The sequence below is a fragment of the Streptomyces sp. NPDC056948 genome, assembly GCF_042674225.1.
GTDB classification, from domain to species: domain Bacteria; phylum Actinomycetota; class Actinomycetes; order Streptomycetales; family Streptomycetaceae; genus Streptomyces; species Streptomyces purpurascens.
Window position 1 is genome coordinate 15308 of record NZ_JBHUQX010000059.1, and the last position, 14618, is coordinate 29925.

Sequence of the window (14618 nt, forward strand, 5' to 3'; positions counted from 1 at the left end):
ATCATGAGCAAGCCGCTGAAGCAGATCCACCTGGCCGCCCACTTCCCGGGCGTCAACAACACCACCGTGTGGAGCGACCCGCGGGCCGGCAGCCACGTCGAATTCAGCTCCTTCGCACAATTCGCGCGGACCGCCGAACGCGCCAAGTTCGACTTCCTGTTCCTCGCCGAAGGGCTCAGGCTCCGTGAACAGGGCGGGAAGATCTACGACTTGGACGTCGTCGGCCGGCCCGACACCTTCACCGTCCTCGCCGCGCTCGCCGCCGTCACCGAGCACCTCGGCCTGACCGGCACCATCAACTCCACCTTCAACGAGCCCTACGAGGTCGCCCGCCAGTTCGCCAGCCTGGACCACCTCTCCGGTGGCCGCTCCGCCTGGAACGTCGTCACCTCGTGGGACGCCTTCACCGGCGAGAACTTCCGCCGCGGCGGCTTCCTGCCGCAGGAGGAGCGCTACTCCCGGGCCAAGGAGTTCCTGGCCACGGCGAACGAACTCTTCGACTCCTGGCACGGCGACGAGATCCTGGCCGACCAGGAGACCGGCACGTTCCTGCGGGATGCCAAGGCGGGCGCCTTCGTCCACACCGGACAGCACTTCGACATCCACGGCCAGTTCAACGTCCCCCGCTCCCCGCAGGGCCGCCCGGTCGTCTTCCAGGCGGGCGACTCCGAGGAGGGGCGTGAGTTCGCCGCCTCCGAGGCCGACGCGATCTTCAGCCGGCACGCCACCCTCGAAACGGGCCAGGCCTTCTACACGGACGTCAAGAACCGCCTCGCCAAGTACGGCCGCCGTCACGACCAGTTGCTGATCCTCCCCGCCGCCACCTTCACGCTCGCCGACACCGATGCCGAGGCGGAGGAGCTGGCCAAGGTGGTGCGCCGCCAGCAGGTCAGCGGTGCCACCGCCATCAAGCACCTGGAGTTCGTCTGGAACAGGGATCTGTCCTCCTACGACCCGGACGGGCCGCTCCCCGACATCGACCCCGACGTCGGCGACAACCACATCTCCAAGGGCCGCGCCCAGGTCCGCATGTACCGCGACCCGCTGGCCACCGCCCGCGAGTGGCGCGAGCTCGCCGCGGCCAACAACTGGTCGATCCGCGAACTGGTCATCGAGACCGGCAACCGGCAGAACTTCATCGGTTCGGCGGACACGATCGCCCGCACCATCAACGAGCTGGTGCAGGCCGACGCCAGTGACGGCTTCATCCTCGTCCCGCACATCACCCCGGGCGGCCTCGACGAGTTCGCCGACAAGGTCGTCCCGCTGCTCCAGGAACGGGGCGTCTTCCGCACCGAGTACGAGGGCCCGACCCTCCGACACCAGCTCGGCCTCGCCCACCCGGACGACGTACCGGGGGAGCAGCGGGTGGCGTCATGAAGGGTGATTCCTAGGGAGGACCGGGCGCTGACCCTCGTCAAGCGTGGGCACCGCTACCCGGATTCACCGGCGGGCCGCCGACAACACGGCCCGCAGCAGCAGGGCCGCCGACGCCTCCGGATCCTGTCCCGCGGTGTCGACGACGACCCGGTCCCGGTCCCACGGCTCGTACTTACGGTCGAGGATCTGCTGCCAGTCGGGCAGCGGCAGGTCCGGGATGTCGACCGACCGCGACGTCACCCGCCGCCGGTGCTCGACCGGATCGGAGCAGACGACCTCCACCTCGACGGAGGGCACACCCGCCCGTGCGGCCGCGCCACGCCAGGCGTCCCGCGTCACCGCCAGCGGGTTCACCGACTCCGCGATCACGGTCAGGCCCTGCCGCAGATGGTCCTCGGCCAAGGCGTACCCGATGACGTAGCCCGCCGGACCGACCGGATGCCGGGCCGGTCCGGACCGGGCCAGTGCCTGCTCGATGGTGTCCACGCGCAGGTGGACCGCGCCGATCTCCGCCGCCAGCAGGCGGGCGAGCGTGGTCTTTCCGGTGGCGGGCAGACCGCCGATCACGACGAGCACGGAGTCATCCTGCCCCCTGCGACCGGGCGACGATGCGCTGACCGTGGTCCCTGGCAGGCCGCCAGCCCAGCCGGGGCGCGATGTGGTGGCGCACATCGTGCAGGATCTGCTCGTAGTCGCCCGGTTCGAACTCGTACGGCAGTTCCAGGCGCAGCTCCGACACGTCCGCGAGCGCGGCGTCGGAGCTCAGCAGTTCCAGGATCTCCTCCGACGTCCCCACCACGTCGGGGGCGAACAGGGTGCGTTTGGCCCCCTGCGGTGCGAGGGTCCGCTCGTGGCGGCTCGCCGCGTAGGCGCGGTAGCGGCGTCGGGTCACCGCATCCGCGCTGTCGAAGGGCACGATCACCCGGCCGATCGCCACCCGTCCTGGTCGCTCCGGCCCGAGCAGGCGACGGTACTCGCGGATCAGTGCCGACTGCGCGGTGGAGAAGTCGTCGGTGCCCTCGCCGGAGACGATGTTCCCGCTGAGCATGCTCAGCCCCTGTTCGCCCGCCCACCGTGCCGATCGCAGGCTGCCGGCTCCGTACCAGGTGCGGTCGGCCAGCCCGGGGCTGTACGGCTGAAGGCGTGGCCGCTGGGCGCCGCCCGGCGTCTGGATGACCGTGTCCGCACTGCCCAGGGGGCGTCCGCGCAGATGGTCGCGCACCCGGGCGATACGGCCGTACGACAGGTCGAAGGTGCGCCAGTCGCCGTCATGGACCAGTTGTGCCATCAGGTCCGCATGTGGCATTCCCGTGCTGAAACCGATCTGCAGCCGCCCGCGGGAGAGCGCATCGGCGAGCGCGAGGTCCTCGGCGAGCCGGAACGGGTTCTCGTACCCGATCGGGATCACGGCGGTGCCCAGCTCGATGTGCTCGGTGCGCTGGCCCGCGGCGGCGAGGAACACCGCCGCCGAGGACACTCCGTGCTCCAGGTGCCGCTGCCGCACCCAGGCACCGTCGAACCCCGTGCGCTCGCCGTACTCGAACAGCCGCAGGGTGGCCTCGAGACCCGCAGACGGGTCGTCGTCCGCGTAGTTGCCCGGCGTCAGGAACGACAGCGAGCGGATCCGGGGGAGGGGCGAGGAGCTCACTGCGCGACCGGCTTCCGCTCGTGCGGGATCTGTTCACCGGCTTCGATCGCGACCGGGAGCCGGTTCTCGCCCGGCGGCAGCGGGCAGGTCGCGAAGTCGGTGTAGGCGCACGGAAGGTTGGTGGCACGGTTGAAGTCCAGCACCACGGTGCCGTCGGGTCCGGGTGCGTCGATCCGCAGGGCGCGATTGGCCGCGTACGTGGTCACGCCGGAGGTCGCGTCGGTGAACAGCACCATGAGGCTGCCTGGTGTGGGCCCGTTGAACGCGGTCAGGCCCAGCGTCCGGCCGTCGATCCGGAAGCGGATCCTGCCGGGTGCGTCGTAGACGTGCCGCAGTCCCTCGACGGCGGCGCCCACGGTGGTCGGCCGCGGTTCCGGGAACGGCGTGTACGTGCCGGTGACCACCCACCGCGGGTCCGGTGCGTACGCGGGCGTCCCGGTGAACGCGGTACGCAGCGGATGCTCCGGGTGCCGTGGCCGGATCACGTCGTGGCCGCCGCGTCTGGCGATCTCGATCACCGCGTCGCCCCAGACGGCGGTGATGCCACCGCGTTCCGGGATGACACCGAACGTGTGCCGTCCGTGCACCGCGGTGCCGTCGATGACGAGTTCCTCCCCCTCTCCGAGCACGACGGTGACGCCGTCGTCGCCCGTCGACCAGGTGCCGGGTACGCCGGGGAAGCGCTGGGGGTCGGTGGTCGGCCAGTGCAGGCCGGTGACGGCGAGGAATCCGTGTTCATGGGCGAGGGCGGAGTCCTTCCGCTGATGCCATGCCTCCCATGCGGCGGCGAAGGTGTCGATGGCGCTGGGGGCGTCCTCGGGGGTGTGGCCGGCGGTGACGGAGTCGATGGGCTGGCTCATGGCGGTACTCCCTGTGCTGAGGGCAGAGAAGACGGCAAGCGTGAGGACACCGCTGGACAGGCGGCCGTGCCCGTACCCGCACAGGGCAGCGGTCAGCGTGATGCGGTGGAGGAAATGCGGGTCGGAAGCCGGAGCGAGGCGTCAGCTCACGGCGGAACAGCCCGTGGTGGTGACACGCACGTAATCGACGTGGCGGCGGGTCACGAGCACGGTCATGCAGCCAGGTAACCACACGCGGGCGGCAACGCACCAGATCGGCCGGGCGTCACACCCGGTGGACGCATGGTGGGTGGCGCGCCGACGAGGACGCTCCGTTGACACCCTCGGACCCGCGTGCTTGCATCCCGCCATGCCGTTGTCGGAGCCCCTGACCCGCCGCCGCGCCGTGGACCTCGTCCGCGTGGCCGCCGCGCTGTGTCGGACGACCGGCTGATCGCGCGCCCCCGACGACTCCGTCAACGACCGTGCCGCACACACCCGTTGTGCTGTAGAGCCCCTGTCGTGCTCCTTCGCCCATGACGAGGACCCGCCATGCCTTCACCCACCCCCGCCGGTCACCGCCACGAAACCGACTACGACCGCCGAAGGCTGCGCCAGTGGCTCGCCGGTGAGGCCAGGGCCGACGGGGTCACGCGCCGTCGGCTGCTCACCCTGCTCGCCGCCACCGCCGCCGGGACCGCACTCGGCGCCCCGCGGCTCGCCCACGCGGCCGACGCACCGATCGTCAAGCCCCTGCCGCCCGAGTGGTTCATCCAGCGCGGCACCAACGCCGAGACCCGCTGGGAGGCACTGCGCGGCACCGGCCACCACACCCCCAACGAGCTGTTCTTCGTACGCAACCACACCGCCACCCCCGTGCTGAAGGCCGACGACTGGCGGCTGCGGCTGTGGGGGAGCGGGCTGCGCGGCACCCCGGGCGAGGACCGGCCGGTGGAGTTCGGGTACGACGATCTGCGCACCCTGCCGGCCGTCACCCGGACCGCCTTCGTCGAGTGCGCCGGGAACGGCCGCTCCTACTACACGACCCAGCAGGGCGAGACGGTCAGCGGCACCTCGTGGACCCTGGGCGCGATCGGCGTCGCACGCTGGCGCGGGGTGCGCCTGGCCGACGTACTGCGCCGGGCCGGACTCTCCCCGTACGCCGTGGACGTGCAGCCGCGTGGCCTGGACGCCGAGTACGTCAGCGGCGGCGAGAACCTGGGCCGGGTACGCCGTCCGCTTCCGCTATCCAAGGCACTGGACGACGTACTGCTCGCGTACGAGATGAACGGCGAGCCGCTCCCGTACGACCACGGGTACCCGGTGCGGGTGCTGGTGCCGTCCTGGGTGGGGATCGCGTCGATCAAGTGGGTCGGCGACATCGAGGTGTCCGCGCAGCCGCTCTTCTCGCCCTGGAACACCACCTTCTACCGGCTGTTCGGGCCCGCCCATCCGGAGGGAGGCAGCGCGCCGCTGACCCGGCAGGCCACGAAGAGCGCCTTCGAGCTGGCGAGCGGGGCCACGTTCACCGCGGGGCGGAGGCACGTGCTGCACGGACGGTCGTGGTCGGGGGCCGGGACCGTCGCCCGGGTCGACGTCAGCACCGACGGCGGGGCGAACTGGCGGCCCGCCCGCCTGCACGACCGGCCCCGCACCGGTAGCTGGACCCGATGGTCCGTCAGTTGGCAGCCCGACGCACCCGGCGCCACCCACCTGCTGGCCCGCGCCGCGGACACGGCCGGCCGCACTCAGCCGGACATCGCGGTGCCCAACACACAGGGCTACCTGTTCGACGCGGCGGTGCGGCATCCGGTCAGCGTGGTGTGACCGGCAGCCGTCGCGTAGAAGTCGATGCCGCCGGAATGTAACGGGTGCATGGCATGGGCACGAAAGTGTTGTTGCGGGCACGGTAAAGCGAAGCGGCCTGCCTTGACCATGTTTTGACCTGTCGTTAGGTTCGGACCTCATGCGGATCTTTGAATGCCTTCGTAAACGGCGGGCCATTGATCTGATGCGCATCGCCACGGCCGTGTGTATCTGACGCCTGCCGCGCTGCCCGTCTTCCTCGATCTCTGCTTTCAAGAAGGAATCAATGACCTCGCGTATACGCATGCCCAGATCCAGGTTCGTGGCCGCGGCGGCGGTCGCCTTGTCCTTCTCCCTTCTGTCGACTTCCTGTGCGGACAACTCGGCGTCCACGGAGGTCGGCAAGGACGTCTCCAGCGAGAAGATCCCGGCCAAGGTCTCCTCGGACACCTCCATCACCGTCGGGGCGCCGGACCTCAAGGTCGCGCTTGAGCTGTCGGGGCAGATCGACAAGCTGCCCTTCAAGGTCAAGTGGGCCAACATCAGCGGTGGCCCGAAGTGCTCCGAGGCCTTCCGGGCGGGGGCTCTCGACGTCTGCTCAGCCGCGGACATCCCGTCGATCAACGCCTACTGGACCGGCCTCGACACCAAGCTGGTGGCGGCCGAGTTCCGCAAGGAGCCGCTTCGGGACCCGATCTACGAGCTGGGCATCGCGCCCGGCGCGGGCATCAAGACGCTCGCGGACCTGCGCGGGAAGAAGATCGCCTACAGTCCGGGCCAGGCCCAGGGTGCGCTGGTGCTGCGGATCCTGCAGAAGGCCGGGCTCACGCAGGACGACGTCACACTCGTCGAACTGGCCAGCACCGACGACGTCTATCCCACGGCACTGGGAAATCACCAGGTGGATGCCGCACCCCTGGGCGAAGTCAACATCAAGCGGTATCTGACGAAATACGGAAAGAGCGGCGGGACGACCGTCAAGCACGGATTGCGTGACGACCCAGGGCACCTGTGGGCGCTCACCGATTCCGTCAGTGACGCACAGAAGTCCGCCGCCATCAGAGAACTCATCAAGTTCTGGGCGCGCGCACAGATCTGGATCGACAAGCACCCCAAGGAATGGATCGAGGGTTATTACGTCAAGGACCAGGGGCTGAGCCGCGAGGACGGCGAATACCTCGTGCAGCGGTCCGGTGATCCCGACATTCCTGCGGACTGGACCAGTGCCATCCAGCGTCAGCAGCAGACCATCGACTTGCTGGCGAAGGAGCAGGACCACAAGGCATTCAAGGCGGACCTCCTCTTCGACCGGCGATACGAGTCGGTGGGCGCCGGCGCCCTCGCCGGTGCAGGGGGGTCGACATGAGCACGACGCTCTCCGACAAGCAGCGGCCCTCGGTGACACAACAGGCCGTGCCCGCCGCCCGGCGCTTGTCGGGCCGTCGCACCCGCAGGCGTCTCGCGCCAGGACGCCCCGTGCCGTACGGGTGGGCGATCGGTTCGCTGCTGCTGCTCGCCGTCTGGGCCGTGGGCTCCGCCGCCGGCCTCATCGACGCCCGGAGCCTGCCCGCACCCTGGACCATCGCGGCAGCGGCAGGCGATCTCATCGAGGAAGGCCGGCTCCAGTCCAACCTGGCGACCTCCGCCCAACGTGCCCTGCTGGGGCTGGTGTTCGGAGTCGCGGGCGGACTGCTCCTCGCGCTGGTCTCCGGGCTCAGCCGGATCGGCGAGGCGGTCATCGACGGCCCCGTGCAGATCAAGCGGGCGATCCCCTCGCTGGCGTTGATCCCGCTGCTGATCCTCTGGTTCGGCATCGGCGAGACGATGAAGGTCGTCACCATCGCGCTGGGCGTCTTCGTTCCGGTCTACATCCACACCCACAACGGACTGCGCGGCATCGACAACCGCTACGCCGAGCTCGCGGAGACCGTGCGGCTCAGCAGGCTTCAGTTCGTCCGCCACGTGGTGCTGCCCGGCGCCCTTCCCGGCTTCCTGCTCGGGATGCGCTTCGCGGTGACCGCCGCGTGGCTCGCGCTGGTCGTCGTCGAACAGGTCAACGCCACCAGCGGCATCGGCTACATGATGGAGCTCGCGCGGACGTACGGGCAGATCGACATCATCCTCGTCGGCCTCGTCGTGTACGGACTCCTCGGGCTCTTCTCCGATGCTCTGGTACGGCTCGTGGAGAGGAGGACGCTGACATGGCGGCGCACACTGGGGGACTGACCGGCACGGAGGACCAGGACGCCGTCGAGGGCCTGTGGACCACCGAGGACCGCGCGGCCGAGAGCGCCACGGTCCGGATCGGGAATCTGGTGCGCTCCTTCGGCGAGCGCAGGATCCTCGACGGGCTGGACCTGACCGTCGCCCCGGGCGAGTTCGTGGCCCTGCTCGGGCGCAGCGGCTCCGGCAAGAGCACACTGCTGCGCGCACTGGCCCGGCTCGACCACGACGTGGCCACAAGCGGTGAACTCGCCGCCCCCGACCGCCTCTCCGTCGTCTTCCAGGACGCCCGGCTGCTGCCCTGGAAGCGTGTGCTCGACAACGTCGTCCTGGGCCTGGGCGGACCGGATGCCGAACAACGCGGCCGGGCCGCCCTCGCCGAGGTCGGCCTCGAAGGCCGCGAGCGGGCCTGGCCCGTCGAGTTGTCCGGAGGCGAACAGCAGCGCGTCTCACTCGCCCGCTCTCTCGTACGCGATCCGGAACTGCTGCTCGCCGACGAGCCGTTCGGGGCCCTGGACGCCCTGACCCGGATCAGGATGCACGTCCTGCTGCGCCGGCTGTGCGAACGGCACCGGCCCGCCGTGCTCCTGGTCACGCACGACGTCGACGAGGCGATCGCTCTCGCGGACCGGGTGGTGGTGCTGGACCAGGGCCGGATCGCCGCCGATATCCCGGTGGAGCTGCCGGAGCCGCGCCGCCACGGCAGCGCCGAGTACGCGGCCCTGCGTGACGGCCTGCTCGCACAGCTCGGAGTGGACCTCGTGGAGGACGGCAGCCCGGCATGACCGAAGCGCGCCATGCCTCACCGACCTTTTGGACCTCACCGAAACCGAAGGAGAAAGCGTGAGTTCGACCAGAACCCGCCCCACCCTCGTCGTCCTGGGCGCGGCGGCTCTGCTGACCGCGTCGCTCGCTGTGCCGCAGGCCTCAGCGGCGGGCCGTACCTCCACGGCGCTCGCCTGGTACGACGCCACGGCCGAGACCATCGCGACGGCCGGTGCGTCGACCCAGGTCACCAACAGCCGTACGTGGGCCATCGGCTGGCTCGCCGCGGCCCGGGCCACCCGGAGCGTGCCCGCCGGCGTCGAGCGCGTCGCGTACCAGGACGCGGCGCTCGCCGCGGCCGTGCACCGCGCGCTGGTGACGCTGGCCCCGAGCCGTGCGGAGCAGCTCGACGCGACGTTCGAGGAGACCCTCGACGCGATCCCGGACGGCGCGGCGGAGGATCGCGGCATCGCGGCGGGGGAGCGGCAGGCGGACCGCCTCCTCGCCTCCCGCGAGGGCGACGGCCTCGACCCCGCCTCGGTCAACGCGCCGTATCCCGTGCGGCCCGCGGCCCCGGGCGTCTGGCAGCCGACACCCCCCGCCCACGCTCCGGCGACGCAGTACGGCAACCGGCTCGCCAAGCCCTTCCTGCTGAAGTCGCCGAGCCAGTTCCGGCTCGGCCCGCCGCCCGCCCTGGACGCGCGGCGCTACGCCGCCGACCTCGCGGAAGTGCGGGCGTACGGTGCCGCGGACAGCACCGCACGCAGCGCCCACCAGACAGAGACCGCCACCTTCTGGCTGGGCTCCTCCCTCACTCTGTACACCGAGCCGCTGCGCGTGGCCCTCTCGCGCACGCACGAGGGGATCGCCGGGCAGGCGCGGCTGGTCGCGCTCTTCCACGTGGCGCTCGTGGACACGCAGATCGCCACCTCCGACAGCAAGTACGCCTACGAACGCTGGCGTCCCGTCACCGCGATCCGCACCGGCGGCATCGACCCCGACCCGGACTGGACGCCGCTGCACACCACCCCCGCGCATCCGGACTACCCCAGCGGCCACAACACCTACTCGGGCGCCGCGGAGACCGTCCTGTCGGCGCTCGCCGGGGCGCGCACCGCGCCGTTCCACCTGACCAGCCCCACCGCGCCCGGGGTGACCCGGACCTACACCACCTGGAAGCAGCTCTCGGACGAGAACGTCGACGCCCGGATCTTCTCCGGCATCCACACGCGGTCGGCCGACGAGGCGGGGATCACGCTCGGCACGGACACGGCACGGTACGTCCTGCGGAACGAGAGACTGCTGCTCGCCCGACACTGACCTCAGGGCTCACACCCGCCCCGCACGATGGAGGGCCGGGCCGGGCCGACCGTGAAACCGGGGTTCACGAACAGGCCCTTGCGGCCGCTCTCGGGATGCACCCGCACCACCGGGTGCTCCGTTGCGTGTCGGCGTAGGCCCGCAGGCCCGGCGACAGCGACTCGTAGGCGAGCCGGCTGTCGGCCCAGTTGGTGTCGCCCCCGTTGGGCGGCGGCACCACGGCCCGCAGGACGGAGATCGCCGGCGGCCGCCGCACGAACGTCACGTGGAACCTGACAGCTCTGGCCGACGCCTGCCGGTCCGACGCCCGCTGGAGCAGCCTCGTCACCGTCAAGCCCCTCAATCTCACCGGCGGCGTGGGCTCACCCGCCAATGCAACGGCACTGCGCTGACGAACCCAGCGCCAAAAGAACTGGACGGGATGATGCCCGGGCTCGTAGCTTGCGGTTGACCGCGACAACGCCCGAGGAGGTGAGACCCATGAACGCTGTATCGATGTGGGTGCTCCCCCTTCCCGTCATGGTCGGGCGATTGACGTAGGTGTCGCCGGGAGCGCCTTGACGACAAGGCACTCCCGAAAGGCAACACCAATGGAATCTCCGCAGTTCACCGCCGAGCCGTCGTCGAACGACATGTTCGACGTGATCATTGCCGGGTGCGGGCCGGCCGGCGCGGTGCTGGCCGCCGAACTACGGCTGCACGATGTGCGGGTACTCGTTCTGGAGAAGGAAACCGAGCCCGTTTCCTTCGTCCGCATCGTCGGTCTGCATATCCGCAGTATCGAGCTGATGGCCATGCGCGGACTGCTGGATCGTATGCGCGAACACGGGAGGCAGCGTCCGGCCGGCGGATTCTTCGCCGCCATCGCCAAACCCGCACCCAAGGGCTTGGATTCCGCGCATGCCTACCTGCTGGGCATCCCGCAGCCGGTCATCGTCGACCTGCTCGAAGAGCATGCGGTCCAACTGGGTGCGCAGGTCCGGCACGGTTGTGCCGTGGCCGATTTCGAGCAGGACGACGAGGGTGTGACCGTCGAGCTGGCCGACGGCGAACAGTTGCGGGCGCGCTATCTCGTCGGCTGTGACGGCGGGCGCAGCACGGTGCGCAAACTGCTCGGCGTCGGCTTCCCCGGCGAGCCCTCGCGGACCGAGACGCTGATGGGCGAGATGGAAGTGGGCGTGGCACAGGGGGAGATCGCCGCCAAGGTGACCGAGATCCGTGAGATTCATCAGCGATTCTGGCTCCGGCCCTTCGGCGAAGGGGTCTACAGCGTCGTGGTCCCCGCCGCAGGAGTCAGCGACCGCGCGGAACCGCCCACCCTCGAGGATTTCAAACAACAGTTGCGCGCCATCGCCGGAACCGATTTCGGCGTGCACTCCCCGCGCTGGTTGTCCCGCTTCGGGGATGCCACCCGGCTGGCCGAACGTTATCGGGTCGGTCGGGTGCTGCTGGCCGGTGATGCGGCACACATCCATCCACCCACCGGCGGACAGGGCCTCAACCTGGGCGTTCAGGACGCATTCAACCTCGGCTGGAAACTGGCCGCACAGATCCGCGGCTGGGCGCCGGAAACACTGCTGGACACCTACCAGGCCGAACGCCGTCCCGTCGCCGAGGACGTGCTGGACAACACCCGCGCCCAGATGGAACTGCACTCCACCGAACCGGGCCCGCAGGCCGTGCGCAGGCTGCTCACCGAACTGATGGACTTCGACGAGGTGAACCGCCGTCTGATCGAGAAGATCACCGCGATCGGCATCCGCTACGACTTCGGCGAAGGCCCCGACCTGCTCGGCCGCCGCCTGCGCGACATCGACGTGAAACAGGGCCACCTCTACGGTCTGCTGCATCGCGGCCGCGGCCTGCTGCTGGACCGCACCGAACGCCTGACCGTCGGCCGTTGGTCGGACCGGGTCGATCACCTCGCGGATCCCACCGCGGTACTGGATGTTCCGTGCGTCCTGCTACGCCCCGACGGCCACGTCGCCTGGATAGGCGACGATCAGCAGGACCTGGACGCCCACCTCTCCCGCTGGTTCGGCAAGCCCGCCAGCTGATTTCGCCTGAGCATCCACCAACGCGCCACGAGGCGAGGTAGGTCATCGGCGGTTCGCCGACTTGTGCGGCGAACCGCCGGGCGAGCCCGGCGCCTGGTCGAACTGCGAGCCGGCGCATGATGCGGGCCGAGGAGTCAGCCCAAAGGGTTGGAGGTGTCTCGCAAGGTGGCCAGGGCAGGCGCGTACATGCGGGCCTTGATGGTGCCTAGGGTGTCACCGGCCTTCGACAACCGCGCTCGCGCGATCTCCAGAGCAGCGTCGCGCACGGCCTCTTCTCCCACTGCCTGGTCGACGATGCCGGCCGCGAGCGCGTCCTGGCCCCCGTAGCGCAGGGCGGTGGTCATGGCCACGTGGGCGGTCTGCGGAGCCAGCCGGGCCTGGATCAGCGCGGCCATGCCGGGGGTGAAGGGAATGTTGATGTCGGCCTCGGGCAGGCACCAGTAGCCGCGATCGGCACGCATCACGCGGAAGTCGTGGGCCAGCGAGAACATGGCCCCGGCGGCGAACGTGTGCCCCTGCAGGGCCGCGACCGTGATCACCGGCAGCGACAGCACACGCGCGAAGAGCTGATGGACGGAGTTGACGTAGTCCTGGTACTGGTCGGAGTTGGCGAACAGCCAGTCCAGGTCCAGGCCGTTGGAGTAGAACTTGCCCGTCGCGGCGGTCACCAGCGCACGGGGTCCCTCGGCCTTTTCCACCTCGTCCAGCGCGGTATTGACTGCGGTGATCCAGTCGGGGTGGAAGCGGTTCTCGCCGTCTCCCAGGTCGAGTACGAAGACATTGTCCTGACAGTCGAGAGTGGGCATGCGCGGAACTCCTGAAACGGTGGGAGTGGGTGGGTGAGGGGTCACGGCCGTGAGGAGTGGCCCCGGCCCGGCACATGATCACCGCGCCTTCAGCGCCTCCTGTCAGCGGGTGAGGACGGCCGCCGTCGAGCGTTCATTACCTGCGAGTAACTTAAGGTGGATGGCGTGGAACGTGCAAGAGGGAGCCCGGGGCATCACGCAGGATCTCCCGCTGAGTTCACCGCCGTCCCCCGGCCTGGTCGGATCGATGAGGGTCGGTGCGTACGTGCGCACGTACCCCTTGCAGGCCGAACAGGATGAGAAGCTCCACCGCGCCGCCGTCGGCGCTGCCCAGCCAGTGGGGCAAGGACGTGTCGAACTCGGCTGCCTCACCGGGCGGCAGCGTCAGATCGCGCTCGCCGATCACGAGCCGCAGGCGTCCGTTGAGCACGTAGAGCCATTCGAAGCCTTCGTGGGTCTGCGGGGTCGGTTCGAGTGGTTCCGGCCGGGCGGGGATGATCATCTTGAACGCGTGCACACCGCCCGGTCGCCGGGACAGGGGCACGAAGGTCATCCCGAACCGCGTGATCGGCTTGAGGTGTATCCGGGGGTCGCCGGTGCGCGGGGCACCGACGAGGTCGTCCAACGGAACGTCATAGGTGCGAGCCAGCGGCAGCAGCAATTCCAGGCTCGGCCGGCGCTGCCCGCTCTCCAGCCGGGACAGAGTGCTCTCCGACGTGCCGGTCGTCGCCGCGAGGTCGGCGAGGGTGATGCCGCGGGCACGACGCAGTGCGCGGAGCCGCGGCCCCACCCCGTCAAGCACTTCGTCGTCCGTCTTGCGATCCATCAGGCCATCTTGCCGTAACCGCAAGATTCCGTGCCAGGTCGTGGGGTGCCTGGCAAGACTGAGCGCATCCCGACACAAGGAGCCTTGATGAGCACCACCGATGCGGTCGCGTTCTGGGACGGCGTCTACGCGGCCCGACCGGCAGCCGACGGCCCGCAGCCGAATGTCCGCCTCACCGAGACGGTGACGGGCCTGCCGCCCGGTGACGTGTTGGACCTCGGATGCGGCGAAGGCGGCGACGCGTTGTGGCTCGCCCGACTTGGCTGGCACGTCACCGCCGTCGACATATCGGCCGTGGCGGTCGAGAGGCTCGCCGCCCTCTCCCGCTCACACGGCCTGGGCGACCACGTCACCACCGTGCGGGCCGACTTGCGCGAGTCTTGGCCGCCCGGCGGATTCGACCTGGTCTGCGCCCACTACCTCCACACCCCCTTCGACCTGGACCGGGCCACCGTCCTGCGCTCGGCCGCGCACGCACTGCGCCCGGGCGGGCGGCTGCTGGTCGTCGACCACGGCTCGGCCGCGCCGTGGTCGTGGAACCAGGATCCCGGCATCCGCTACCCGAGCCCGCGGGAAGTCGCCGCGGGTATCGACCTGGCCGAGCAGACCTGGACGGTCGAGCGGGCCGACGCACCCCGCCGGATCGCGACCGGACCGGACGGGCGCACCGCCGAGGTCACCGACCACGTCCTCCTCATCCGCCGCACCGCCTGACACGGCGGCCGACGCCGGCCCCCGACGAGAGAAGGGAGACTACGGTGCCCAGCACCACGCGCCGCAGCCGCCGCCGCGACACCCCGCCGCCCCGGACCGGAAGCAACGAGGCCGAGGTTCTGCGCGGATTCCTCGACTACCTCCGGATCTCGATCGCCGCGAAGGTGGACGGCGCCCCCGAACCGCAGGTGCGAACAGCCGCCGTGCCCTCAGGCACGAACCTGCTCGGCCTCC

15 protein-coding genes and 1 pseudogene are annotated in these 14618 nt (G+C 70.2%); 10 read left to right on the forward strand and 6 right to left on the reverse strand.

The genetic code is table 11. From position 1 onward, the window contains the following. The first annotated feature begins 3 nt into the window (after nucleotides 1-3). Nucleotides 4-1380, forward strand: coding sequence for an NtaA/DmoA family FMN-dependent monooxygenase (locus tag ACFTZL_RS10520; protein WP_382580157.1), 1377 nt, complete (start codon nucleotides 4-6; stop codon nucleotides 1378-1380). Nucleotides 1381-1443: 63 nt separating this feature from the next. Here the strand turns inward: ACFTZL_RS10520 and ACFTZL_RS10525 are convergent, their stop codons facing one another. From ACFTZL_RS10525 to ACFTZL_RS10535, 3 genes are read right to left on the reverse strand one after another with little or no spacing between them, the layout of a single operon-like run. Continuing rightward, a complete protein-coding gene (locus ACFTZL_RS10525; RefSeq protein ID WP_382580159.1) occupies nucleotides 1444-1956 on the reverse strand; it encodes an AAA family ATPase in 513 nt (170 codons plus the stop codon). Nucleotides 1957-1960: 4 nt separating this feature from the next. Further along, a complete protein-coding gene (locus tag ACFTZL_RS10530) occupies nucleotides 1961-3028 on the reverse strand; it encodes an LLM class flavin-dependent oxidoreductase (RefSeq protein WP_382580161.1) in 1068 nt (355 codons plus the stop codon). Next, a complete protein-coding gene (locus ACFTZL_RS10535; protein ID WP_382580163.1) occupies nucleotides 3025-3888 on the reverse strand; it encodes a DUF1684 domain-containing protein in 864 nt (287 codons plus the stop codon). Before ACFTZL_RS10535 ends, ACFTZL_RS10530 begins: the two co-directional genes overlap by 4 nt. A 531-nt stretch (nucleotides 3889-4419) precedes the next feature. On the opposite strand from ACFTZL_RS10535, the gene ACFTZL_RS10540 reads away from it, so the two are divergent. The 5 genes from ACFTZL_RS10540 to ACFTZL_RS10560 all read left to right on the forward strand — a co-directional run bounded on the left by ACFTZL_RS10540 (nucleotide 4420) and on the right by ACFTZL_RS10560 (nucleotide 9981). Next, on the forward strand, nucleotides 4420-5694 hold the full coding sequence (locus ACFTZL_RS10540; RefSeq protein WP_382580165.1) for a sulfite oxidase: 1275 nt from the start codon (nucleotides 4420-4422) through the stop codon (nucleotides 5692-5694). 283 nt (nucleotides 5695-5977) lie between these two features. Continuing rightward, nucleotides 5978-7039, forward strand: a complete 1062-nt coding sequence (locus ACFTZL_RS10545; protein WP_382580167.1) for an ABC transporter substrate-binding protein — start codon at nucleotides 5978-5980, stop codon at nucleotides 7037-7039. Beyond that, nucleotides 7036-7899 carry an ABC transporter permease gene (locus ACFTZL_RS10550; protein WP_382580169.1) on the forward strand — a complete coding sequence of 288 codons (864 nt, stop codon included), beginning with the start codon at nucleotides 7036-7038 and terminating at the stop codon, nucleotides 7897-7899. Before ACFTZL_RS10545 ends, ACFTZL_RS10550 begins: the two co-directional genes overlap by 4 nt. Next, a complete protein-coding gene (locus ACFTZL_RS10555) occupies nucleotides 7875-8681 on the forward strand; it encodes an ABC transporter ATP-binding protein (protein WP_382580170.1) in 807 nt (268 codons plus the stop codon). The genes ACFTZL_RS10550 and ACFTZL_RS10555 overlap by 25 nt, the downstream gene beginning before the upstream one ends. A 58-nt stretch (nucleotides 8682-8739) precedes the next feature. After that, complete coding sequence (locus ACFTZL_RS10560) at nucleotides 8740-9981, forward strand: vanadium-dependent haloperoxidase (RefSeq protein ID WP_382580172.1); 1242 nt, start codon at nucleotides 8740-8742, stop codon at nucleotides 9979-9981. 50 nt (nucleotides 9982-10031) lie between these two features. Here ACFTZL_RS10560 and ACFTZL_RS10565 read toward each other — a convergent pair. Then, a pseudogene (locus tag ACFTZL_RS10565) lies at nucleotides 10032-10246 on the reverse strand (TauD/TfdA dioxygenase family protein); the annotation flags it as partial. On the opposite strand from ACFTZL_RS10565, the gene ACFTZL_RS10570 reads away from it, so the two are divergent. Then, on the forward strand, nucleotides 10173-10373 hold the full coding sequence (locus tag ACFTZL_RS10570; protein ID WP_382580184.1) for a hypothetical protein: 201 nt from the start codon (nucleotides 10173-10175) through the stop codon (nucleotides 10371-10373). The pseudogene ACFTZL_RS10565 and the gene ACFTZL_RS10570 overlap by 74 nt on opposite strands. A 198-nt stretch (nucleotides 10374-10571) precedes the next feature. Further along, nucleotides 10572-12038 carry a rifampin monooxygenase gene (rox, locus tag ACFTZL_RS10575; protein ID WP_382580174.1) on the forward strand — a complete coding sequence of 489 codons (1467 nt, stop codon included), beginning with the start codon at nucleotides 10572-10574 and terminating at the stop codon, nucleotides 12036-12038. A gap of 134 nt (nucleotides 12039-12172) precedes the next feature. Here the strand turns inward: rox and ACFTZL_RS10580 are convergent, their stop codons facing one another. Both ACFTZL_RS10580 and ACFTZL_RS10585 read right to left on the reverse strand, forming a co-directional pair. After that, nucleotides 12173-12844, reverse strand: coding sequence for an enoyl-CoA hydratase-related protein (locus ACFTZL_RS10580; RefSeq protein ID WP_382580176.1), 672 nt, complete (start codon nucleotides 12842-12844; stop codon nucleotides 12173-12175). A 217-nt stretch (nucleotides 12845-13061) separates the two neighbouring features. Next, nucleotides 13062-13670: a helix-turn-helix domain-containing protein gene (locus ACFTZL_RS10585; RefSeq protein WP_382580178.1), complete on the reverse strand. Its 609-nt coding sequence runs from the start codon at nucleotides 13668-13670 to the stop codon at nucleotides 13062-13064. Between the two features lie 87 nt (nucleotides 13671-13757). On the opposite strand from ACFTZL_RS10585, the gene ACFTZL_RS10590 reads away from it, so the two are divergent. Next, complete coding sequence (locus ACFTZL_RS10590; RefSeq protein ID WP_382580180.1) at nucleotides 13758-14384, forward strand: SAM-dependent methyltransferase; 627 nt, start codon at nucleotides 13758-13760, stop codon at nucleotides 14382-14384. Nucleotides 14385-14428: 44 nt separating this feature from the next. Beyond that, on the forward strand, nucleotides 14429-14618 hold a 190-nt coding region (locus tag ACFTZL_RS10595), incomplete at its 3' end, for a DUF664 domain-containing protein (RefSeq protein WP_382580182.1).